Genomic DNA, 22,259 nt, shown 5'->3' on the forward strand with positions numbered 1-22,259 from the left:
GCGGGTCGCGTTGTGGGAGAGTGAGCGCATGACTTCCCCCGTGAACGTGACGGTGACCGGCGCGGCCGGTCAGATCGGTTACGCCCTGCTCTTCCGTATCGCGTCGGGCCAGATGCTCGGCCCCGACACCCCCGTGCGCCTGCGCCTCCTGGAGATCCCGCAGGGCGTCAAGGCCGCCGAGGGCACCGCGATGGAGCTCGACGACTGCGCCTTCCCGCTGCTCGCCGGCATCGACATCTTCGACGACCCGACCGCCGCGTTCGAGGGGACGAACGTCGCGCTGCTCGTGGGCGCGCGCCCGCGCGGTCCGGGCATGGAGCGCGGCGACCTGCTGGAGGCCAACGGCGGCATCTTCAAGCCGCAGGGCCAGGCGATCAACGCGGGCGCGGCGGACGACGTGCGCGTCCTGGTCGTCGGCAACCCGGCGAACACGAACGCGCTCATCGCGGCGTCGAACGCGCCGGACGTGCCGAAGGACCGGTTCACCGCGATGACGCGCCTGGACCACAACCGCGCGCTGACGCAGGTGGCGAAGCGGGCGGGCGTGCCGGTGTCCGAGGTGCGCAAGGTGACGATCTGGGGCAACCACTCGGCGACGCAGTACCCGGACATCTTCCAGGCGGACGTCGCGGGGACCCCGGGCGCGCGGCTCGCGGAGGACCGCGAGTGGCTCGAGGGGACGTTCATCCCGACGGTCGCGAAGCGCGGCGCGGCGATCATCGACGCGCGCGGCGCGTCGTCCGCGGCGTCGGCCGCGAACGCGGCGATCGACCACGTGCGCGACTGGGTGCTCGGGACGCCGGACGGCGACTGGACGAGCGCGGGCGTCGTGTCCGACGGGTCGTACGGCGTCCCGACGGGTCTCATCTCGTCGTTCCCGGTGGTGTCTCGCGGCGGGTCGTGGGAGATCGTCCAGGGCGTCGAGCTGTCGGAGTTCTCGCGCGGGCGCGTCGACGCGTCGGTCGCGGAGCTCCAGGAGGAGCGGCAGGCCGTGGAGCAGCTCGGGCTCGTCTGAGCCGGGATCCGGTCCCGTGGTCCGAGGCACGGTCCGGACCGCGGGACCGGGGACGCTCCGGGGGCCGGACGGGAGCGGCGGTGCGGGGCGTCCGGGGATGGGTGACCGAGCGGAAATTCGCTGCGCCGTCGAGGGTGCCGCGCCGTAGGGTCGACGGGCCATGATCGACGCCACCCTGCCGACCGAGCAGCCCCCGAACCCCCCGACCACCCAGGACCCCACCCCGGCGGCGGGTGCGTCGCGCGCACCCGTCGACCCCGCCCGCCGCCTGGACTGGCGGCGCCTGCGCGGGCCGCTGGCCGTCGTCGCCCTCGTCGCGCTCACGCTCGGAGCGGTCGGTGCCGCGCTCGGGACCGTCATCGCGGGCTGGCTCGCCGACGACCCGACGACGGCGACGCTCCAGCTCCTCGCGCTGTGCGTCGTCGGTGCCGCGCTGCTCGACACCGTCGGCCAGGTCGTGTGGGCCGGCGTCGTCGACCGCGCCGAGGGGCGCCTGCGCGGCGACCTGCTCACGGCCGCCCTCCACCAGCCGCTCGCCACGCTCACGGAGCAGGCGGTGGGCGAGGTGCTCGACCGCGTGGACGACGACACGCACGCGGTCGGCACGCTGGTGCGCCGCCAGCTCTGGGGCGCGGGCCGCACGGTCGTCGGCGTCCTGCCGATGTGGGTCGTCGCGGGCCTCACCTGGTGGCCGGCCTGGATCCTCTTCCCGGTGCTCGGCGCGGTCGCCGCGGTGATCGTGCGCCCCATGCTGGGCGAGATCGCGCGCCGCAAGGTGATCGAGGAGGCCGCGTGGACGGACCACGCCGCGGCGTTCGAGGAGTCCGTCGCGGCGCGGGACGACCTGCGCACGAGCCTCGGCCAGTCGTTCGCGGTGCGGCGCCTCGCCGAGCGCTCGGCCCAGGTGCACCGGAAGTTCCAGGCCGTGCTCGTGATCGAGTCGCGCATGCTGCGGCGTGCCGGGCTCGTCCTCGCGTCGCTGCTCGCGGGCGTGGCCGTCGCGGGCGCCGCGCTCGCCGCCGACGGCGACCTGGGCGTCGACCGCCTCGTCACCCTGTTCCTCGTGACCGCGATGTTCGTGGGCCAGGTGGACAACCTGGTCCACCACCTGCCGGACATCCAGGAGGGCATCGGGGCGCTCACGCGCATCCGGCAGATGCTCGCGGTCGAGCCCGAGCCGACGGGTGGGCGTACGCTACCCGCCGGACCGGTGGGGATCGAGCTGCGCGACCTCCACTTCTCCTACGCCGAGGGCACGTTCGCGCTCGACGGCGTGAGCCTGCGGGTGCCCGCGGGCGAGACGGTCGCGCTCGTGGGGCGGACGGGGTCGGGCAAGTCGACCCTGGCGTCCCTCCTCTCGCGCGCGGTCGAGCCGCCGCGGGGCGCGGTGCTCGTGGGCGGCGTGGACGTGCGCGACCTCGACCTGCAGGCACTGCGCGCCGCGGTGGGGGTCGTGACGCAGCGCACCGAGATCCTCGCGGGCACGCTCGCGGAGAACGTCGCGCTCTTCGCCGACGTGCCGCGCGCCGACGTCGAGGCCGCGGTGCGCGAGCTGCGCCTCGACGACTGGGTCGCGGGCCTCCCCGACGGCCTCGACACGCTGCTCGGACCCGGTGGCACGTCGCTGTCGGCGGGGGAGGAGCAGCTCGTCGCGTTCGCGCGGCTGCTCGTCCGCGACGTGCAGGTCGTCGTGCTCGACGAGGCGACCGCGCGCATGGACCCGCTGACCGAGGCGCGCGTCGTCGCGGCCTCGGAGCGGCTGCTCGCCGGGCGGACGGGCGTGCTCGTCGCGCACCGTCTCTCGACGATCGAGCGGGCCGGGCTGCTCGCGGTCCTCGACCACGGGCGGGTCGTGCAGCAGGGCGAGCGGGCGGCGCTCGCCCGCGTCGCGGGCCCGTACCGCGACCTGCTCGCCGCGAGCGTCGCCGAGGAGACCGGGACGGGCGTCGTCGGCGCGCACCCCGGTGCGGGCGAGGCCCTGCTCGACGACGACGGCGCGCGCGACGTGTCGCCCGTCCCGGGCGCGTCGGGCCGTCCCGGCGACGCCGACGGCGCGGCTGCGGACCGGGCGGCGGAGTCGGTCGGAGGCCGCCGACGGCGTGGCACGCCGCCGGTCCTCGCGGACCCCGGCGACGGGCCCAGCCTCGCTCGCGGGGTGCTGCACGCGCTGTTCGTGCGCCCCGCGTGGGGCGTCGTCGGCGCCCTGCTGTTCCTCGTGACGAGCCTCGTCTCGGCGCAGGGCGCCGTCACGGGCTTCCTTTGGGGCCGCGCCGTGCAGGACCTGGACGAGGGGTTCCCGGCGCAGCTGCTCGTGCCGCTCGCCGTGCTCCTCGTCCTCGCGCCCCTCTGCCTCGCGTGGGCGCTGTACGTCTACCCGCGCTGGTGGATCGAGGTGCTGCTGCGCGTGCGCATGGCCGTCATGGCCGGCCAGACGCGCCAGCACCGGCTCACCGCGACGCCCCCGGGCGAGGTGGTCGCGCGTGCCATGGACGCCGACCGCTTCGTCCGGTACGCGGACCGGTGGGTCGACTTCGTCAACGGCCTCGTCGTCGCGGGGGTCACGGCGCTGCTCAGCGGGTCGTGGCTCGCGGGCGCGGTGCTGCTCGCCGTGATGGTCGTGTCCGCGGCGGCGTCCGCGCTCGGGCGCCCGATCGCGGGCCGGTCGGCCACGCGGTCGTCGGCGGCGCGCGCCCGGTTCGGGCGGGCGCTGGTCTCGGCGCTCGACTCGGCGCGCACGGTCAAGCTCGCCGCCCGGACGCCGCAGGTGCACGCGCACCTGCGCGAGGTCGACGGGGGGCGCGTGCGGGCCGCGATCTTCGAGCACCGGGTGCAGGCCGCGCTCGACGGCGTCCCGCTCGTGATGATCCAGCTCGGCGTCGTGGCGGCGTGGGCCGGGCTGCTCGCGGGCACGTGGGACCTCGCGACCGCGCTCCTGGTCGCCAACGCGGTGACCGGCTTCGGCTGGTTCGGCGTGGTCGCGGGGGCAGTCGTGACGGAGGCGCCGGGCACGCGCTCGTGGCAGCGCGCCACGAGCCGGTTCGCCGGGGGCACGGATCTCATGGACCTGCCACCCGGCGTCGACCTCCTCACGGGCGAGGCCCCCGTGCCCGACCCGGGGCCGCGCCAGCCGCTCGAGCGGCTCGAGCTGTCCGACGTCACCGCGCTGCACGACGACGGCACGATCGGCGTCCAGGGCGTCGACCTCGCGGTGCGTCGCGGCGAGCTCGTCCTCCTGCTCGGGCAGGTCGGGGCGGGCAAGTCGAGCCTGCTCTCGGCGTTGTCGGGCCTCATGGAGCACACGGGGCACATCCGGTGGAACGGGACCGACGTCGTCGACGCCCAGACGTTCCTGCGGCCGGGACAGGTCGCCCACGTGGCGCAGGTCCCGCGTGTGCTCTCGGGGACGTTCGCCGACAACGTGCGCCTCGGGCACGAGCGCGACGTGCACGGCCCGGTCGCGGCCGCGCGCCTGGAGCGCGACGTCGTCGAGGCCGGGGGCCACGAGGCGCTGGTGGGCCACCGCGGCGTCCGGCTCTCGGGCGGCCAGGTGCAGCGGCTCGCCCTCGCACGGGCGCTCGCGACCGACGCCGAGCTCCTGCTCGCGGACGACGTCTCGAGCGCGCTCGACGCGGCGACCGAGATCGAGCTGTGGACCTCGCTCCGGGAGCGCGGGACCACGGTGATCGGCGCGACGTCGAAGCGTGCGGCGCTCGCGCGCGCGGACCGCGTCGTCGTGCTCGACGAGGGCCGCGTCGCGGAGGTCGGGCCGTGGCGCGACCTGGCACCGCGCTGGGGTCACCTGGCGGGCTGACCTCCCCTCCCGCTCCCCGCCGAACCCGGGGTCGCTCCTCACCGGACGTGTTCCGTGGGGAGCGACCCCGGGTTCGGCGTCTCCGGGGTTTCCGAGTCTTGCTGCAAGTTTCTGCAACCAGTACAGTTCGGCTCAGCCGTACGCTGAGGAAGCCGCGGTCGACGTCGCCCGCTGCCGGTCTCGTCGTCCGTGGACTTGTCGGCCCTGCCCGCTCACGCGTGCGGTCCCGCACCAGCCACCGGACGAGGGAGTCCTCATGACCTCCACGCCGCGACGTCGCCGCGTTCCGCGCATCCCGTCGCCCCACCCATCCGACCCGCCGCCCCGCCGTCCGCGCGGGGCCAGGACGACGGCGTCGGTTACCGCCGTCGCGCTCGCCACCTCGGGCCTGGCGGGCGTCACGCTCGCCGCGTTCGCCGCACCCGCCGTGGGGGCCGACGAGCGCACGCTCGCCCTCGTCGGCGACCTCCAGTCCGAGCTCGGCTGCGCCGCCGACTGGGACCCCGCGTGCGCGGCGACCGAGCTCGCGCCCACCGACGCCGCCGGCGTCTGGTCCGCCGACTTCGAGGTGCCCGCGGGCACCTACCAGTACAAGGTCGCCTACGACGACGCCTGGGACGAGGCGTACGGGCGCGACGGCGGCCAGGACAACGCGCCGCTCGTGCTCGGCGGCGACGCGACCGTGCGCGTCACGTTCGACGAGTCGACGCATCGCATCGCGCTCACGCCGCTCGGGCTCGCGGGGGACTACGACGAGGCGCAGGACGCCGACCTCGTGGTGCCCCCCGTGCGCCAGCCGGGGTCGGACGAGCGCTTCTACTTCGTCATGACCGACCGGTTCGCGAACGGCGACCCGTCGAACGACACGGCGGGGCTCGGCGACGACCCGCTCGTCTCCGGGTTCGACCCGACGAACAAGGGCTTCTACCAGGGCGGCGACATCGCGGGCCTGCGGCAGAACCTCGACTACGTCGAGGGCCTCGGCACGACGGCGATCTGGCTCACGCCGTCGTTCAAGAACCAGCCGGTCCAGGGCACGGGCGCCGACGCGTCGGCGGGCTACCACGGCTACTGGATCACCGACTTCACGCAGATCGACCCGCACCTCGGCACCAACGCCGAGCTCGAGGCGCTCATCGACGAGGCGCACGACCGCGGCATCAAGGTCTACTTCGACATCATCACGAACCACACGGCCGACGTCATCGACTACGAGGAGAAGCAGTACGCGTACGTCGACCAGGCCACGTCGCCGTACCGCGACGCCGAGGGCACCGTGTTCGACCCGGCGGACCACGCGGGCACCGGCGACTTCCCGGCGCTGGACGCCGCGACGTCGTTCCCGTACACGCCGGTCGTCCCCGCGGGCAAGCAGGACCTCAAGGTCCCGGCCTGGCTCAACGATCCGACGCTGTACCACAACCGCGGCAACTCGACGTGGACCGGGGAGTCCGTGACGTACGGGGACTTCGACGGCCTCGACGACCTCATGACCGAGCACCCGACGGTCGTCGACGGGTTCGTCGACGTCTACCAGGACTGGATCGACCTCGGCATCGACGGCTTCCGCATCGACACGGTCAAGCACGTGAACTTCGAGTTCTGGGAGACGTGGACCGCCGAGGTCCTCGACTACGCGCACGCGCAGGGCAAGGACGACTTCTTCATGTTCGGCGAGGTGTACGACGCCGACGCCGCGAAGCTCTCGCCCTACGTGCGCAAGACGGACATGAGCTCGACGCTCGACTTCACGTTCCAGTCCGCCGCGACGAGCTTCGCGAGCGGCAACAGCGCCAAGGGTCTCGCCTCGCTCTTCGCGAGCGACGACATGTACACGACGCCCACCACGAACGCGCAGGCGCTGCCGACGTTCCTCGGCAACCACGACATGGGCCGCGTCGGCTACATGCTCGCGAGCACCGACGACCCGCTCGCGCGCGACGAGCTCGCGCACGACCTCATGTACCTGACCCGCGGGCAGCCGGTCGTGTACTACGGCGACGAGCAGGGCTTCGCGGGGAAGGGCGGCGACAAGGACGCGCGCCAGACCCTGTTCGCGACCCAGGTCGACGAGTACGCCGACCAGCCGCTCGTCACCGGCGAGCAGGCGGGCAGCGTCGACCGCTTCGGCACGGACGCGCCGCTCTACGCGCACATCGCCGGGCTCGCCGCGCTGCGCGAGGCGCACCCGGCGCTGGCCGACGGCGCCCAGGTGGAGCGCTACGTCGAGAACGGCGTGGGCGTGTACGCGTTCAGCCGCGTCGACCGCGAGGAGAAGATCGAGCACCTGGTCGCACTGAACAACGCGGCGCAGGAGCGGACGGCGACGTTCACGACCCTCACGCCCGGCGCCTCGTACGAGGTGCTCTACGGCGAGCAGGCCGCCCCCGTCACCGCCGACGCGGACGGCGTCGTCACGCTGACCGTCCCGGCGACGGGGACCGTCGTGCTCCGGGCCGACCGCGAGGTCGGCGCGGACTCGTCGGGCGAGATCGCCGTCACCGTGCCGCGGGCCGGGGGAGCGGTCACGGGCGTCGCGCCCGTGACGGCCACGGTCGACCCGGACGCGTGGGCCGAGACGTCGTTCGCGTGGCGCGAGGTCGGGAGCGCCGAGTGGCACCCGCTCGGCACCGCCGAGGACACGGCGCCGCGCGTCTTCCACGACGTCGCGGGTCTCGCCGACGGCACGCTCGTCGAGTACCGCGCCGTGACGACCGACGCCGACGGCGACCGCGCCGCCGCGTCCACGTTCGCGAGCGTCGGGGTCGACGTGAGCGGGGTCGTGGGCGAGGAGCCCGAGCCCGAGATCGACCTCGTGACCGTGCCCGGCAGCCACAACGCGGCCATGGGCTGCGCGGGCGACTGGGCCCCGGCGTGCGAGGCCGCGCAGCTCACGAAGCGCGCCGACGGCGTCTACGCGGGCACGTTCGACATCCCGGCCGGGACGTACGAGTACAAGGTCGCGCTCAACGGGTCGTGGACCGTGAACTACGGCGTCGGCGGTGTACAGGACGGTGGCAACGCGACGTACACGACGACCGGCGGCCCGGTGACGTTCTACTGGGACCCGGTGAGCAAGGACTTCTCGAGCACCGCGCAGGGGCCGATCGTCACGCTCGCGGGCTCGTTCCAGGACCAGGTCGGCTGCCCCGGCTCGTGGGCGCCCGACTGCCTCGCCTCCTGGCTCAAGGACCCGGACGGCGACGGCGTCTACACCTGGTCGACCGACCGCCTCGCGGCCGGCGCGTACGAGGCCAAGGTCGCGCACGGCCTGAGCTGGGCCGAGAACTACGGCGTCGGCGGCGCGCGCGACGGGGCGAACTACCAGTTCTCCGTCGGCGATGGAGAGCAGGTCACGTTCTCCTACGACCTCGCGTCCCACGTCCTGACGATCGACGTCGCGAACCCGCCGCTCCCCGGCACCGGCCAGCAGGCCGCGCACTGGGTGCGCGAGGGCGTCGTCGCGTGGCCGGGCGACCTCGGCACGGGCGACGAGTGGACCCTGTGGTCCGCCCCGGAGGGCGGGCTCTCGGTCACCCCGGGCGGCGCCGACGGCGAGGTGCAGGCGCCGGAGGGCACGGCGTCGTACACGCTCGAGGTCGACCCGTCGGGCCTGCCCGACGACGTCGCCGCCGAGTTCCCGGCGCTCGCCGGGCACACCGCGCTGCGCGTGCTCGACGACGGCGAGCCGCTCGACCGCGCGGAGGTCGAGGCGGCGCTCACCGGCCAGCTCCTCGTCACCCGGGCCGACGGCGGCGCGCTCACGGCCGCGACCGGGGTCCAGGTGCCGGGCGTCGTCGACGACCTGTTCGCGCAGGACGCGGCCGAGCGCGAGCTCGGCGTCTCGTGGCACGCCAACGGCAAGTGGGCGTCGTTCGCGCTGTGGGCGCCGACGGCGAAGGCCGTCTCGGTGCTCGCGTGGCCCGCGGGGGCGTCGCTCGACGACGACCCGCGCCGGTTCGAGGCCGCCCGCCAGGCCGACGGCACGTGGACCCTCGACGGCAAGGCGGCAGACAAGAAGCTCGGCGGCGCGGCCGTCGGCTGGAAGGGCGCGCGCTACCTCTACGAGGTGCGCGTCTACGTCCCGAGCACGGGGAAGGTCGAGACGAACGTCGTCACCGACCCGTACTCGGTGGGCCTGACGCTCGACTCCACGCACTCGGTGGCCGTCGACCTCGACGACCCTGCGTTCCGTCCGAGCGCCTGGGAGGGCACGCCCGCCCCGGTCGTCGAGCGGGCGGTGGACCAGACGATCTACGAGCTCCACGTCCGGGACTTCTCGATCTCCGACGAGACGGTCCCGGCGGAGCGGCGCGGCACGTACCTCGCGTTCGCGGAGACGGACTCGGCCGGCATGACGCACCTGCGCGAGCTCGCGGACGCGGGCGTCACCACGGTGCACCTGCTCCCGACGTTCGACATCGCGTCGATCCCCGAGGACCGTGCTGCCCAGGCGACCACGGGCGACCTCTCCGGGTTCGCCCCGGACTCGACCGAGCAGCAGGCCGCGGTCGCGGCGGTGCAGGCGCAGGACGGCTTCAACTGGGGCTACGACCCGTGGCACTTCAGCACGCCGGAGGGGTCGTACGCGGTCGACGCGGACGGCGGCGCGCGCGTGGCCGAGTTCCGCACCATGGTCGGTTCGCTCCACGGTGCCGGGCTGCAGGTCGTGCTCGACCAGGTGTTCAACCACACCGCCGCGAGCGGACAGGACGCGAAGTCCGTCCTCGACAAGGTCGTGCCGGGCTACTACCACCGGCAGAACCCGACCACCGGCTCCGTCGAGACGAGCACGTGCTGCCAGAACGTCGCGACCGAGCACGCGATGGCGGGCAAGCTCATGGTCGACTCGGTCGTCACGTGGGCGAAGGACTACCGCGTCGACGGGTTCCGCTTCGACCTCATGGGCCACCACTCGAAGCAGAACATGCTCGACGTCCGGGCCGCGCTCGACGAGCTCACGCTCGCCGAGGACGGCGTCGACGGGAAGTCCGTCTACCTGTACGGCGAGGGCTGGGACTTCGGCGAGGTCGCGGGCAACGCGCTGTTCGAGCAGGCCACGCAGGGCCAGCTCGGCGGCACGGGCATCGGGACGTTCTCCGACCGGCTGCGCGACGCCGTGCACGGCGGATCGCCCGTCGACGGCGCCTCGACGTTCACGCAGGGCTTCGGCACGGGCCTGGCGACCGACCCGAACGGGCAGCCCGCCCGGGCGGGGGAGCCGGGGACCGTGAACGACGGGTCCGCGGACGAGCTCGCCGACCTCGGTCACCAGACCGACCTCGTGCGTCTCGGCCTCGCGGGCAACCTGCGCGACTACACGCTCGTCACGTCGACGGGCGAGGAGAAGCGCGGCGACGAGATCGACTACCGCGGGGCGCCGGCCGGCTACGCCGACTCGCCCGAGGAGGTCGTGACGTACGTCGACGCGCACGACAACGAGACGTTGTTCGACCTGCTCGCGCTCAAGCTCCCGGCCGACACGCCGATGGACGAGCGCGTGCGCATGAACACGGTCTCGCTCGCGACCGCGGCGCTCTCCCAGACGCCGTCGTTCTGGCACGCGGGCACGGACCTGCTGCGGTCCAAGTCGCTCGACCGCAACAGCTACGACTCGGGCGACTGGTTCAACGCGATCGACTGGACCGGTCAGGACAACGGCTTCGGCAGGGGCCTGCCGATGGCGGCGGACAACGAGGACAAGTGGCCGCTCATGGCGCCGCTCCTCGCGGACCCGGCGCTCAAGCCGTCGCCCGACGACATCGCCACCGCGTCGGCGCAGGCGCAGGACCTCCTGCGGCTGCGGCACTCGACCGAGCTGTTCCGGCTCGGCGACGCGGACCTCATCCGGGAGAAGGTCACCTTCCCGGACGCCGGGACGGACCAGGTCCCGGGGGTCGTGGCGATGGCGGTGGACGACACCGTCGGCACCGACGTCGACCCCGCGCTCGACGGGCTCCTCGCCGTCTTCAACGCCTCGCCGGACGAGGTCACCGTCCCGCTGTCCGCGCTCGCGGGCCGCGAGTACGTGCTCTCGCCGGTCCAGGCCGAGGGGAGCGACGACGCCGTGCGCGGCACCACGTGGGACGCGGCGTCTGGGACCGTCACGGTCCCGGCGCGCACCGTCGCGGTGCTCGTCGAGCCGCAGGCGGGCGGCGACCTGCCCGTCTCCGTCGAGGTGCAGCCCCGCTGCCTCGCGGGCAAGGCGTACGTCGCCGTCCGCGCGACGAACGACGGCGCCGTGCCGGTGGACGTCCGGCTCGCCACGCCGTTCGGCGAGAAGGCCGTCGCGGACGTCGCGCCCGGCAGGAACGCCTACCAGTCGTTCGCGACGCGCCAGAAGGCGGTCGCGGCCGGCGAGGCCACGGTGACCGCCACCGCGGTGGTCGACGGCGAGGAGGTCACCTCGACCTTCACCGTCGAGCACGAGGCGGTCACCTGCTCCTGAGTCGAACGCCGAGGTAGAGCCCTGGTCATCACCAGGGCTCTACCTCGGCGCACCTCGGCTCTACCTCGGCGGGGCCTCGGGTCTTTCTCGGTCGGCCGCGGCCGTCCTCGGGACGTCCTCGTGCTCTCCCGGCGGGGCGGGTGCTACGGTCGCGAGCCGTGACCACCTCGCCCCGGCCCGCCGTCCGCCCGACGGCGGGGCTCGTGTTCCGCACGGCCGTCGCCGCCGACCTGCCTCGCGTGGTCGAGCTCATCGCCGACGACGCGATCGCACGCGACCGCACCGGCGACGTCGGCCCGGAGCACGAGGCGGCGTTCGCCGCGATCGACGCGGACCCGAACAACGCCCTGGTCGTCGTGGAGCGCGACGGCGAGGTCGTGGGCACCATGCAGCTCACCGTGGTCCCGGGCATCTCCCGCCACGGAGCCTCCCGGCTGCTGGTCGAGGCGGTGCGCGTGGACCGCCGGCTGCGGGGCCAGGGCGTCGGGCGGGCCATGATGGCGTGGGCACACGCGTGGGGGCGGGAGCGCGGCTGCGCCCTCGCGCAGCTCACGTCCGACAAGCAGCGCGACGACGCCCACCGCTTCTACCGGTCGCTCGGCTACGAGCAGTCCCACGAGGGGTTCAAGCTGCCGCTCTGACGGCGGCCGCGTGCGGCCGCCGTCAGGGCATCAGCGGAAGACGACCGTGCGGTGCCCGTCGAGGAGCACCCGGTGCTCGGCGTGCCACCGCACGGCGCGCGCGAGCGTCTGGCGCTCGACGTCCTCGCCGATCGCGACCAGGTCCTCGACGCGGCGCGAGTGGTCCACGCGCTCCACGTCCTGCTCGATGATCGGGCCCTCGTCGAGGTCGCCGGTCACGTAGTGCGACGTCGCGCCGATGAGCTTGACGCCGCGGTCGTGCGCCTGGGCGTAGGGCCGCGCGCCCTTGAAGCTCGGCAGGAACGAGTGGTGGATGTTGATGATGCGCCCGGGCATCTCGCGGCACAGGTCGTCGGAGAGGATCTGCATGTAGCGCGCGAGGACGACGAGCTCGACGTCGAGGTCGCGCACGAGCTCGCGCAGGCGCGCCTCGGCGTCGGCCTTGGTGTCCCTCGTCACGGGGACGTGGTGGAACGGCTTGCCGTAGAACGTCGCGATGTCCTCGAGGTCGCGGTGGTTGCCGACGACGCCCACGACCTCGATCGGCATGCCCTGGGAGCGCTCGCGGTACAGCAGGTCGACGAGGCAGTGCGGGGCCTTGGAGACCATGAGCAGCGTGCGGACCCGTCGCCCGACGACGTCGAGCTGCCACGTCATGGCGAACCGGGCCGCGACCTCCTCGACCGCCCGCTCCAGCTCGGCGCGCTCCGCGGCCGCGGTGACCTGCACGCGCATGAAGAACAGCCCCGAGAGCGGGTCGCCGAACTGCTGCGACTCCGTGATGTTGCCGCCGAGCCGCGCGAGGGCACCGGCGACGGCGTGCACGATCCCCGGCCCGTCCGGGCACGAGAGCGTGAGGACCCAGTGCGTGGGGTCGCCGATCGGGGTCTGCGCGGTGCGGAGCGCCGAGGTGTCGGGGACGTCGGCGCCACGGGGATCTGTCGTGGACACCCCTCAGAGGGTAGCCGCGTCCCGGCGGTGCCGGGACCGCCGTCCGGCAGCCCGACATCACCCGGACACGCGCGGTCGCGCCGCGCGATGTCTGACACGATGTCTTCATGAACGACGCGCAGATCACGACCCGCCTCGTCGACGACGCCGAGGCCGGTGAGCTCCTGACCCTGCGGCGGGCGGCGTTCGTCACCGAGGCGCAGCTCTACCAGGACCCCAACATCCCCCCGCTGACCCAGACCCTCCACGAGCTGCGCGAGGACCTCGCGCGCGAGGACGTCGTGACGATCGGCGCGTGGCTCGGCCCGCGCCTGGTCGGCTCGGTCCGGGTCGAGATCGAGGACAGCAAGGCGACGCTCGGGCGGCTCGCGGTCGCGCCGGACATGCAGGGCCGGGGCATCGGGACGCAGATGCTCTTCGAGGTGCTGCCCTATCTCCCGGAGCAGACCTCGGAGATCTGGGTCTTCACGGGCAAGGACTCCAAGCAGAACCTCGCGATGTACACCAAGCACGGGTACGAGGAGCAGTACGACAAGGCGGCCGGCGACCTCACCTACACCTACCTGCGCCGCATCCTGGGCGAGGCCGAGGCGCGCAACGAGTCGGACGCCGTCGGGCACGAGTAGTCCCGGGAGGCCTCAGCCGCGCCGTGGGTACTGGGTGGCCGAGACCGACGAGTCGTGGCGCGGGGACGTGAGGGTCGAGGCGCCGGTGATCGCCGCGATGATCTCCTCGTAGCTGGCGTCGGGGCCGGAGAAGCTCCCGTTGTTCCGGCCGTGCCGCAGCACCTCGACCCGGTCCGCCACCGCGCGGACGTCGGTCATGTTGTGGCTGATGAGGATGACGGCATGGCCCATGTCCCGCAGCCGCAGGATGTGCGTGAGCACCTCGGCGGACTGCGCGACGGACAGCGCCGCGGTCGGTTCGTCGAGCACGACGATGCGGGGGGAGCCCAGGAGGGTGCGGGCGATCGCGACGCTCTGGCGCTGGCCGCCCGAGAGCGACGAGACCGGCACCCGTACCGACGGCACGCGCGCGTTGAGGTCGGCCAGCACGCGCCGCGCGGTCCCCTCCATGGTCGCCTCGTCGAGGCCCCGCCCCCGACGCAGCTCGCGGCCGAGGTAGAGGTTCGACACGACGTCGAGGTTGTCGCACAGGGCCAGGTCCTGGAAGACGGTCGCGATCCCGAGCGCGTGGGCGGCGGCCGGGGTCGGGATGACGACCGGGACGCCGTCGGACTCGATGAAGCCGGCGTCGGGCGTCAGCACGCCCGCGACGATCTTGGCGAGCGTGGACTTGCCGGCACCGTTGTCGCCGACCAGAGCGACGACCTCGTGCCGGTGGACCTCGAGCTCGACGCCGGTGAGGGCCTGGACGGCGCCGAACGACTTGTCGATCCCGTGCAGGGCGAGCGCCGGGACAGCAGGGCGGGTGGTCACGTCGGGTCACCTTCGGTGGGGGAGGGGGCGACCACCGGGCCGTCGGTGGCCAGGTCGGTCGCGGCGAGCGCGAGGGAGAGCGCGCCGAGGACCTCGGCGCGAGAGCCGAGGTCCGACGCGAGGACCTCGACGGGGGCGATGGTGTTCGGGACGAGGTGGCGGCGCATCGACTCGCGGAACGGGGCCAGCAGGACCTCGCCGGTCTCGGCGAGCTCGCCCCCGACGACGACCGCCTGCGGGTTCAGCGCCGTCGCCAGACCGGCCACCACGGACCCGATCCGGTCCCCCGCGTCGGCGACGACGCGGCGGCACCCCGGATCGCCGTCGAGCGCGCCCTGGACGAGGTCGTGCAGGGTGAGGTCCCCGTGGCTCGTCCGGACGAGGGCGAGCAGCGCGTCGGACCCCACGACGGTCTCGAGGCACCCGCGGTTCCCGCAGCGGCAGATCGGGCCGGCCGGGTCGACCTGCATGTGACCGATCTCGCCCGCCGTCCCGGCGTAGCCCCGATGGACTCGGCCCCCGAGCACGATGCCGGCGCCGGTGCCGTAGGAGGCGCGCACGAAGATCGAGTCCCGGTACCCGCGCGTCGCGCCGAGCTCGTGCTCGGCGAGCGCCGCGAGGTTCGCGTCGTTGTCGACCTTGACGGGCCGTGCGAGCCGCTTGGCGAGCACCTGCCCGACGTGGACGTCGTCCCACCCGCGCATCACCCCGCGCACGGAGATCATGCCGGTGTCCTCGTCGACCGGCGCCGGCAGGGCGACGCCGACGGTCAGCAGCTCGTCCGGCGCCGCACCGACGCGGTCCAGCATCTCGACGACGAGCAGGGCGGCCCGGTCCAGCCCGGTGTCGAGGCGGTGGTCGACGGGCAGGGGCATGTGCTGCTCGGCGAGGATCTCGCGCGTCGGGTCGGCGATCGCCACCGTGAGGCGGCGGCGCCCGAACTGGATCGCCGCGACGACGCCGAGCCGGCGCGCGAGCGTCACCATCTGCGCACGCCGCCCGGACCGGGACGCCGGGCGGGTGTCGACGACGCCCGCGCCGGTGAGCTCCTTGACGATCGTCGAGACGGTCGCTGTCGACAGCCCCGTCGCCTCGGCGAGCTCGACCTGGGTGAGACCCCCGAAGCGCCTCACCGCGTCGACGATGCGAAGTCGGTTCGCCTCTCGGAGGGACGCCTGCGACCCGGGGGTGGACCGGTCGCTGTTCACACGCGCAGGCTACACGGTGCGGCGCCGCGGAGGTCGGCCGCAGCGCGGATCCTCATGGCTTCGATGCTCGAACACAAAATGATTACGGGGTCTCTCGTGCGCTTGACCGGCGAACTCAAGCGCGGCTACGGTCCCTCCCAGCCCGTGGGAGCGTTCCCGTCCGACGACGGACGACCGCCCGGCGGAGCGCCGTGCCACCCGACCTCGGGGGTGCGGCCTTTCGACGACGAGAGGGAGACGACGATGACGTCATGGCGCAGCAAGGTCACCGCCTTCGCGGGGACCGCACTCCTGGTCGGTTCGCTCGCCGCGTGCAGCGCGGAGCGGGCGAGCGACTCGGGTGACGGCGCCTCGGAGGCCGCGGACTCGGGCGACACGCTCGTCGGCATCGCGATGCCGACGCGCAGCCTCGAGCGCTGGAACAACGACGGCGCACACCTGGAGGAGCTGCTCCAGGAGGCCGGCTTCGAGACGACCCTGCAGTACGCGGACAACAAGGTCGACCAGCAGATCACGCAGCTCCAGAACATGATCAACCAGGGCGCTGACGTCCTCGTCATCGCCTCCATCGACGGGACCGCGCTGGGCCCGGTCCTCGACCAGGCGGCGGAGAACGACGTCCCCGTCATCGCCTACGACCGCCTGATCAACGGCTCCGAGCACGTCGACTACTACGCGACGTTCGACAACGAGCTCGTCGGAACGCTCCAGGGCGAGTTCATCGTGGAGCAGCTCGGGCTCGCCGACGGCGCGGGCCCGTTCAACCTCGAGCCGTTCGCGGGCTCGCCCGACGATAACAACGCGAAGTTCTTCTTCAAGGGCGCGTGGGACGTGCTGAGCCCGTACGTCGAGTCCGGCCAGCTCGTCGTCCCCTCCGGCAAGGCGCCCGCCACGGTCGACGACTGGGCGTCGATCGGCATCCAGGGCTGGGAGTCCGCGAAGGCGCAGTCGGAGATGGAGAACCGGCTCAACTCGTTCTACACGGACAAGAAGGTCGACGTGGTCCTGTCGCCGAACGACTCGCTCGCGCTCGGCATCGAGCAGGCGCTCGAGGGCGCGGCGTACACGTCGGCCGACTGGCCGATCGTCACCGGCCAGGACGCGGACGAGGCCAACGTGAAGAACATGCTCGCGGGCACGCAGTCGATGACCGTCTGGAAGGACACCCGCACGCTCGGCGACCAGGTCGCGACCATGGTCGAGCAGATCGTCGACGGGGCCGAGGTCGAGGTCAACGACACCGAGACCTACGACAACGGGGTCAAGGTCGTCCCCTCGTACCTGCTCCCGCCGGAGGTCGTCACGGCCGACACGGTCCAGCAGAAGCTCGTCGACTCGGGCTTCTACACGGCCGAGCAGCTCGGTCTGTGACCCGGTCGGGGCGGCGCAGGCCGCCCGACCCCCCCCCCCCCCCCCCCCGCCCCCCCCCCCCCCCCGGGGGGGGGCCGGACGATCCGCACGACGCGTCGCGGCGCGCCCGTGACGAGACAGGAGCAGGGATGGTTCTCGAGAACGTGCTCGAGACGAGGAACATCCTCGAGATGCACGCGATCAGCAAGGAGTTCCCCGGGGTCAAGGCGTTGCAGGACGTGACGCTCGAGGTGCGTCGCGGCGAGGTGCACGCGATCTGCGGGGAGAACGGGGCGGGAAAGTCGACCCTCATGAAGGTCCTGTCGGGCGTGTACCCGCACGGCTCGTACACGGGCGACATCGTGCTCGACGGCGAGCCGTGCGAGTTCCGGGGGATCCGCGACAGCGAGGCGCGCGGGATCGTCATCATCCACCAGGAGCTGGCGCTCGTCCCGTTCCTGTCGGTCGCCGAGAACATCTTCCTCGGCAACGAGAAGGCGAGCGGGGGCGTCGTCGACTGGAACCGCACCGCGGCGGAGGCCTCGCAGCTCCTCGAACGCGTAGGACTGCACGAGAACCCCTCGACGCTCGCGATGGACCTCGGCGTCGGCAAGCAGCAGCTCGTCGAGATCGCGAAGGCGCTGTCGAAGCGCGTCGACCTGCTCATCCTCGACGAGCCGACGGCAGCCCTGAACGACGAGGACAGCGCCCACCTGCTCGGTCTCATCGACCAGTTCCGCGAGGCGGGGATCACCTCGATCATCATCTCGCACAAGCTCAACGAGATCGCCGCCATCGCGGACCGCGTCACGATCCTGCGCGACGGCCGCACGATCGAGACGCTCGACCTCCGCGGCGAGGAGCCCGTGAGCGAGGAGCGCATCATCCGCGGCATGGTCGGTCGCGAGCTCGAGAGCCGGTTCCCCGCACGGGAGCCGTCCGTCGGGCGCGAGGTGCTGCGCATCGAGGACTGGACGGCCCACCACCCCGTCGACACCGAGCGCGTCGTCGTCGACCACGCGAACCTCACCGTGCACGCCGGTGAGATCGTCGGGCTCGCCGGTCTCATGGGTGCCGGGCGCACCGAGCTGGCCATGAGCGTGTTCGGGCACGCGTACGGGACGCGGATCTCCGGGCAGGTCTACAAGGACGGCGTCCCCGTCCGCACGCGGACGGTCGCCGAGGCGATCTCGCACGGGCTCGCCTACGCGACGGAGGACCGCAAGCGCTACGGGCTGAACCTCATCCAGACGATCCGCGAGAACATCTCGGCGTCCGCGCTCGGCAAGGTCGCCCGCTGGGGGTTCGTCCAGCGTGAGGAGGAGGCGACGGTCGCGGAGCGCTACCGCCGCGACTTCCGGATCAAGGCGCCCACGGTCGAGTCGCTCGCGGGCAAGCTCTCGGGCGGCAACCAGCAGAAGGTCGTGCTCGGCAAGTGGGTCTTCGCGGACCCCGACGTGCTCATCCTCGACGAGCCCACGCGCGGCATCGACGTCGGGGCGAAGTACGAGATCTACTCGATCGTCAACGCGCTCGCCGACGCGGGCAAGGCCGTCCTCGTGATCTCCTCCGAGCTGCCCGAGCTCCTCGGGATCTGCGACCGCATCTACGCGATGAGCCAGGGGCGGATCACGGGCGAGGTCTCCCGCGCCGAGGCGACCCAGGAGACCCTCATGCACTACATGACCATGGACAAGGGAGTCATCGACCGATGAACGCCGTCAGGGAGTACCTCGGCCGCAACGTCCGCCAGTACGGCATCGTCGCGGCGCTGCTCGTCATCGTCCTGCTCTTCCAGGTGCTCACCGACGGGCGCCTGCTCTACCCGAACAACGTCGCGAGCCTCGTGCAGCAGAACGCCTACGTCATGGTGCTCGCCATCGGCATGGTCATGGTGATCGTGGCCGGCCACATCGACCTGTCCGTCGGGTCGGTCGTGGCGTTCGTCGGCGGTCTGTGCGCGATCATGATGACCCAGTGGGACCTGCCGTGGCTGGTCGCGGTCGCGCTGTCGCTCGTCGTCGGTGCGCTCGTCGGCGTCTGGCAGGGCTTCTGGGTCGCGTACGTCGGGATCCCGGCGTTCATCGTCACCCTCGCCGGCATGCTCGTCTTCCGCGGCCTCGCGATCGTCCTCGTCGGGACCACGGTCGCCGGCCTGCCCGAGGGGTTCAAGGAGATCAGCAACGGCTCCGTGCCCAACTGGTTCGGCTTCGTCGGTGACCTCGACGTCGTCACGCTCGGCATCGGCGTGCTCGGCATCCTCGCGTTCGCGGTCGCGCAGTGGCGCTCGCGGACGTCGCTCCGCAAGCACGGGCTGTCGGTCGAGCCGATGGCGGCGTTCGTCGTCAAGATCGTCGTCGCGGCCCTGCTCATCGGCGTGGTCACGTACTGGCTCGCCCTGAGCGCGGGTGGCACGCCGATCGTGCTGCTCATCGTGGGGGCGCTCATCATCGCCTACTCGTTCGTCCTGAACCGCAGCGTGTTCGGGCGGCACGTCTACGCGATCGGCGGGAACCGGCACGCGGCCGTCCTGTCGGGGGTCAGCGCGCGCCGGGTCGACTTCGGCATCTTCGTCAACATGGGCGTGCTCGCGGCGGTCGCCGCCGTCATCACGACCTCCCGCGCCGGGGCAGGCGTGGCGGCGGCGGGCGTCAACTACGAGCTCGACGCCATCGCGGCGTGCTTCATCGGCGGCACCGCCGTGACGGGCGGGATCGGCCGCATCTCGGGGGCCATGATCGGCGCACTCATCATGGGCGTGCTCAACATGGGCCTGTCGATCATGGCGGTCGACGCGGCGTGGCAGCAGGCGATCAAGGGCCTGGTGCTGCTCGCGGCGGTCGCGTTCGACCTCGTGAGCAAGCGCCGGGCGTCCCTGCGCTGACGGGGACGGGCGGCGCGTCGTCGGGTGTCGTGCCCGACGGCGCGCCGTCGTCCCCCTCGGCCGGCCGGCACGTGGGTTAGGATCGACGCGTCGCGACTGGCGCCGCCCGGTGGAACTCGCCCGGGCAGGGTGGATCACCACCGGGGAGCGACACGCTGTGCAGACGACGGGTCGTTCGCCTGGGCCCCGGGTCACCCCCTGGTGGGGCGTACCCGGCGAGCCGGGAACGTGACCACCGACGACACACTGCCAAGCACCCGCGGAGGAGACGCCATGAGCGCCCAGCCAGCCGACAACGTCCTCGACACCCCGCTCGCCGAGCTCGACCCCGAGATCGCGGCCGTCCTCGACGGGGAGCTCGCGCGCCAGCGCGACACCCTCGAGATGATCGCGTCCGAGAACTTCGTCCCGCGCGCCGTCCTGCAGGCGCAGGGTTCCGTGCTCACCAACAAGTACGCCGAGGGCTACCCGGGCCGCCGCTACTACGGTGGCTGCGAGCAGGTCGACATCGCGGAGAACCTCGCGATCGCGCGCGCCAAGGAGCTGTTCGGCGCCGAGCACGCCAACGTCCAGCCGCACTCGGGCGCCACGGCGAACGCGGCCGTGCTCCACGCGCTCATCAACAAGGGCGACAAGATCTTCGGCCTCGAGCTCGCGCACGGCGGCCACCTCACGCACGGCATGAAGATCAACTTCTCCGGCAAGCTGTACGACGTCGCGGCGTACGGCGTGGACCCGCAGTCGTACCGCGTCGAGATGGACGAGGTGCGCAAGCAGGCCCTCGAGACGCGCCCCGACGTCATCATCGGCGGCTGGTCCGCCTACCCGCGCCACCTCGACTTCGCCGCGTTCCGCGAGATCGCGGACGAGGTCGGCGCGAAGCTCTGGGTGGACATGGCGCACTTCGCGGGCCTCGTCGCCGCGGGCCTGCACCCGTCCCCGGTGCCCTACGCGGACGTCGTCTCCTCCACGGTGCACAAGACGATCGGCGGCCCCCGCTCCGGCTTCATCCTGAGCAAGGAGGAGTACGCCAAGAAGATCGACTCCGCCGTCTTCCCGGGCCAGCAGGGCGGCCCGCTCATGCACGTCGTCGCCGCCAAGGCCGTCTCCTTCAAGATCGCGGGCTCGGACGACTTCCGCGACCGCCAGGAGCGCACGCTGCGCGGCGCGAGCATCATCGCCGACCGCCTCGCCCAGGCCGACGTGGCCCAGGCCGGCGTCTCCGTCCTCACGGGCGGCACCGACGTCCACCTCGTGCTCGTCGACCTGCGCCACTCCGCGCTCGACGGCCAGCAGGCCGAGGACCTCCTGCACGAGGTCGGCATCACCGTGAACCGCAACGCCGTGCCGTTCGACCCGCGCCCCCCGCGCGTCACGTCCGGCCTGCGCATCGGCACGCCCGCGCTCGCGACCCGCGGCTTCGGCGACGCCGAGTTCACCGAGGTCGCCGAGATCATCGCGACCGCGCTGCGCGAGGGCGCCGCGACCGACGCCGACGCGCTGCGCGCCCGCGTGCAGAAGCTCACGGCCGACTTCCCGCTGTACCCGGGCCTCCACCAGTGACCGCGCAGATCCTCGACGGCAAGGCGACCGCCGCGACCATCAAGGCCGAGCTCAAGGACCGCCTCGCGGTCCTCGCCGGGAAGGGCGTCGTGCCCGGCCTGGGCACGCTCCTCGTCGGCGACGACCCCGGATCGCAGTGGTACGTCGCGGGCAAGCACCGCGACTGCGCCGAGGTCGGGCTGTCCTCGATCCGCGAGGACCTGCCCGGCGACGCGACGCAGGAGGAGATCGAGGCCGCGGTCCGCCGCCTCAACGAGGACCCGGCCTGCACGGGGTACATCGTGCAGCTCCCGCTCCCGAAGGGCATCGACACCAACCGCGTGCTCGAGCTCATCGACCCGGCCAAGGACGCCGACGGGCTGCACCCGACGAACCTCGGGCGCCTCGTGCTGCGCGTCAACGAGGAGGTGACCTCGCCGCTGCCGTGCACGCCGCGCGGGATCATCGAGCTCATCGAGCGGCACGGGATCTCCCTCGCGGGCAAGGAGGTCGCGGTCGTGGGCCGCGGCGTGACCGTCGGCCGGTCGATCGGCCTGCTGCTCACGCGCCGGGCCGTCAACGCGACCGTGACGCTCACGCACACCGGGACGACGGACCTTGCCGAGCTCGTGCGCCGCGCCGACGTCGTCGTCGCGGCGGCGGGCGTCCGGGGCATCATCACGCGCGACATGGTGAAGCCCGGCGCCGTCGTCATCGACGTCGGTGTCTCGCGCGAGGTCGACCCGGAGACCGGCAAGAGCCGGGTCGTCGGGGACGCCGCGCCCGACGTCGCCGAGGTCGCGGGCTGGATCTCGCCGAACCCCGGCGGGGTCGGGCCGATGACGCGCGCGATGCTCCTCGCGAACGTCGTCGACGCGGCGGAGCGCGCTACCGCCTGAGCACGCCCCAGGGCGCGGCCGTGGGCAGTCCCGCGGCCGCGCCCTGCGGCGTTCCCGGGCTTGCCTGCAGG

Annotated in this window: 13 protein-coding genes and 1 riboswitch; of the genes, 10 read left to right on the plus strand and 3 right to left on the minus strand. The window is 73.1% G+C overall.

What is annotated here, in order from left to right; genetic code table 11:
• Nucleotides 1-28 precede the first annotated feature (28 nt).
• The 4 genes from ABRQ22_RS19395 (at nt 29) to ABRQ22_RS19410 (ending at nt 11,915) form a co-directional block, all read left to right on the plus strand.
• On the plus strand, nt 29-1,015 hold the full coding sequence (locus tag ABRQ22_RS19395; RefSeq protein ID WP_353707868.1) for a malate dehydrogenase: 987 nt from the start codon (nt 29-31) through the stop codon (nt 1,013-1,015).
• A 160-nt stretch (nt 1,016-1,175) separates the two neighbouring features.
• The gene (locus ABRQ22_RS19400) at nt 1,176-4,826 is read left to right on the plus strand and encodes an ABC transporter ATP-binding protein (RefSeq protein WP_353707869.1); all 3,651 of its coding nucleotides are present in this window, start codon (nt 1,176-1,178) and stop codon (nt 4,824-4,826) included.
• 256 nt (nt 4,827-5,082) lie between these two features.
• Nucleotides 5,083-11,274 (plus strand): pullulanase-type alpha-1,6-glucosidase, encoded by a 6,192-nt coding sequence (pulA, locus tag ABRQ22_RS19405; RefSeq protein ID WP_353707870.1) that lies wholly within the window; start codon nt 5,083-5,085, stop codon nt 11,272-11,274.
• Nucleotides 11,275-11,432: 158 nt separating this feature from the next.
• Nucleotides 11,433-11,915, plus strand: coding sequence for a GNAT family N-acetyltransferase (locus tag ABRQ22_RS19410; protein WP_353707871.1), 483 nt, complete (start codon nt 11,433-11,435; stop codon nt 11,913-11,915).
• A 30-nt stretch (nt 11,916-11,945) separates the two neighbouring features.
• On the opposite strand, the gene purU is transcribed toward ABRQ22_RS19410, so the two are convergent.
• Nucleotides 11,946-12,797, minus strand: a complete 852-nt coding sequence (purU, locus tag ABRQ22_RS19415) for a formyltetrahydrofolate deformylase (RefSeq protein ID WP_253051428.1) — start codon at nt 12,795-12,797, stop codon at nt 11,946-11,948.
• 176 nt (nt 12,798-12,973) lie between these two features.
• Between purU and ABRQ22_RS19420 the strand changes: the two genes are divergently transcribed.
• Nucleotides 12,974-13,492 carry a GNAT family N-acetyltransferase gene (locus ABRQ22_RS19420; RefSeq protein ID WP_253050905.1) on the plus strand — a complete coding sequence of 173 codons (519 nt, stop codon included), beginning with the start codon at nt 12,974-12,976 and terminating at the stop codon, nt 13,490-13,492.
• 12 nt (nt 13,493-13,504) lie between these two features.
• Here the strand turns inward: ABRQ22_RS19420 and ABRQ22_RS19425 are convergent, their stop codons facing one another.
• Together ABRQ22_RS19425 and ABRQ22_RS19430 are read right to left on the minus strand one after the other, a co-directional pair.
• Nucleotides 13,505-14,305, minus strand: a complete 801-nt coding sequence (locus ABRQ22_RS19425) for an ATP-binding cassette domain-containing protein (RefSeq protein WP_353707872.1) — start codon at nt 14,303-14,305, stop codon at nt 13,505-13,507.
• Nucleotides 14,302-15,513: an ROK family transcriptional regulator gene (locus ABRQ22_RS19430; protein ID WP_308202269.1), complete on the minus strand. Its 1,212-nt coding sequence runs from the start codon at nt 15,511-15,513 to the stop codon at nt 14,302-14,304. Before ABRQ22_RS19430 ends, ABRQ22_RS19425 begins: the two co-directional genes overlap by 4 nt.
• Nucleotides 15,514-15,756: 243 nt before the next feature.
• Between ABRQ22_RS19430 and chvE the strand changes: the two genes are divergently transcribed.
• The 5 genes from chvE to ABRQ22_RS19455 all read left to right on the plus strand — a co-directional run bounded on the left by chvE (nt 15,757) and on the right by ABRQ22_RS19455 (nt 22,188).
• Nucleotides 15,757-16,884 (plus strand): multiple monosaccharide ABC transporter substrate-binding protein, encoded by a 1,128-nt coding sequence (chvE, locus tag ABRQ22_RS19435; RefSeq protein ID WP_353707873.1) that lies wholly within the window; start codon nt 15,757-15,759, stop codon nt 16,882-16,884.
• 128 nt (nt 16,885-17,012) lie between these two features.
• Entirely contained in the window at nt 17,013-18,578 is a 1,566-nt protein-coding gene (gene mmsA, locus ABRQ22_RS19440) for a multiple monosaccharide ABC transporter ATP-binding protein (RefSeq protein ID WP_253050909.1), read from the plus strand.
• A complete protein-coding gene (mmsB, locus tag ABRQ22_RS19445) occupies nt 18,575-19,747 on the plus strand; it encodes a multiple monosaccharide ABC transporter permease (RefSeq protein ID WP_253050910.1) in 1,173 nt (390 codons plus the stop codon). The genes mmsA and mmsB overlap by 4 nt, the downstream gene beginning before the upstream one ends.
• Nucleotides 19,748-19,829: 82 nt before the next feature.
• A riboswitch (ZMP/ZTP riboswitch) is annotated at nt 19,830-19,939 on the plus strand.
• Between the two features lie 81 nt (nt 19,940-20,020).
• Nucleotides 20,021-21,310: a serine hydroxymethyltransferase gene (gene glyA, locus ABRQ22_RS19450; RefSeq protein ID WP_353707874.1), complete on the plus strand. Its 1,290-nt coding sequence runs from the start codon at nt 20,021-20,023 to the stop codon at nt 21,308-21,310.
• A complete protein-coding gene (locus ABRQ22_RS19455) occupies nt 21,307-22,188 on the plus strand; it encodes a bifunctional methylenetetrahydrofolate dehydrogenase/methenyltetrahydrofolate cyclohydrolase (protein ID WP_353707875.1) in 882 nt (293 codons plus the stop codon). The genes glyA and ABRQ22_RS19455 overlap by 4 nt, the downstream gene beginning before the upstream one ends.
• The last annotated feature ends 71 nt before the right edge of the window (nt 22,189-22,259 follow it).

This window comes from Cellulosimicrobium sp. ES-005 (genome assembly GCF_040448685.1).
Lineage (GTDB): Bacteria > Actinomycetota > Actinomycetes > Actinomycetales > Cellulomonadaceae > Cellulosimicrobium > Cellulosimicrobium cellulans_G.

Bases quoted from the DNA above. Each gene is read 5' to 3' on its own strand.
- ABRQ22_RS19420 (WP_253050905.1), top strand. From the start codon at position 12,974: ATGAACGACGCGCAGATCACGACCCGCCTCGTCGACGACGCCGAGGCC.
- ABRQ22_RS19395 (WP_353707868.1), top strand. From the start codon at position 29: ATGACTTCCCCCGTGAACGTGACGGTGACCGGCGCGGCCGGTCAGATC.
- pulA (WP_353707870.1), top strand. From the start codon at position 5,083: ATGACCTCCACGCCGCGACGTCGCCGCGTTCCGCGCATCCCGTCGCCC.
- chvE (WP_353707873.1), top strand. From the start codon at position 15,757: ATGACGTCATGGCGCAGCAAGGTCACCGCCTTCGCGGGGACCGCACTC.
- mmsA (WP_253050909.1), top strand. From the start codon at position 17,013: ATGGTTCTCGAGAACGTGCTCGAGACGAGGAACATCCTCGAGATGCAC.
- ABRQ22_RS19400 (WP_353707869.1), top strand. From the start codon at position 1,176: ATGATCGACGCCACCCTGCCGACCGAGCAGCCCCCGAACCCCCCGACC.
- mmsB (WP_253050910.1), top strand. From the start codon at position 18,575: ATGAACGCCGTCAGGGAGTACCTCGGCCGCAACGTCCGCCAGTACGGC.
- glyA (WP_353707874.1), top strand. From the start codon at position 20,021: ATGAGCGCCCAGCCAGCCGACAACGTCCTCGACACCCCGCTCGCCGAG.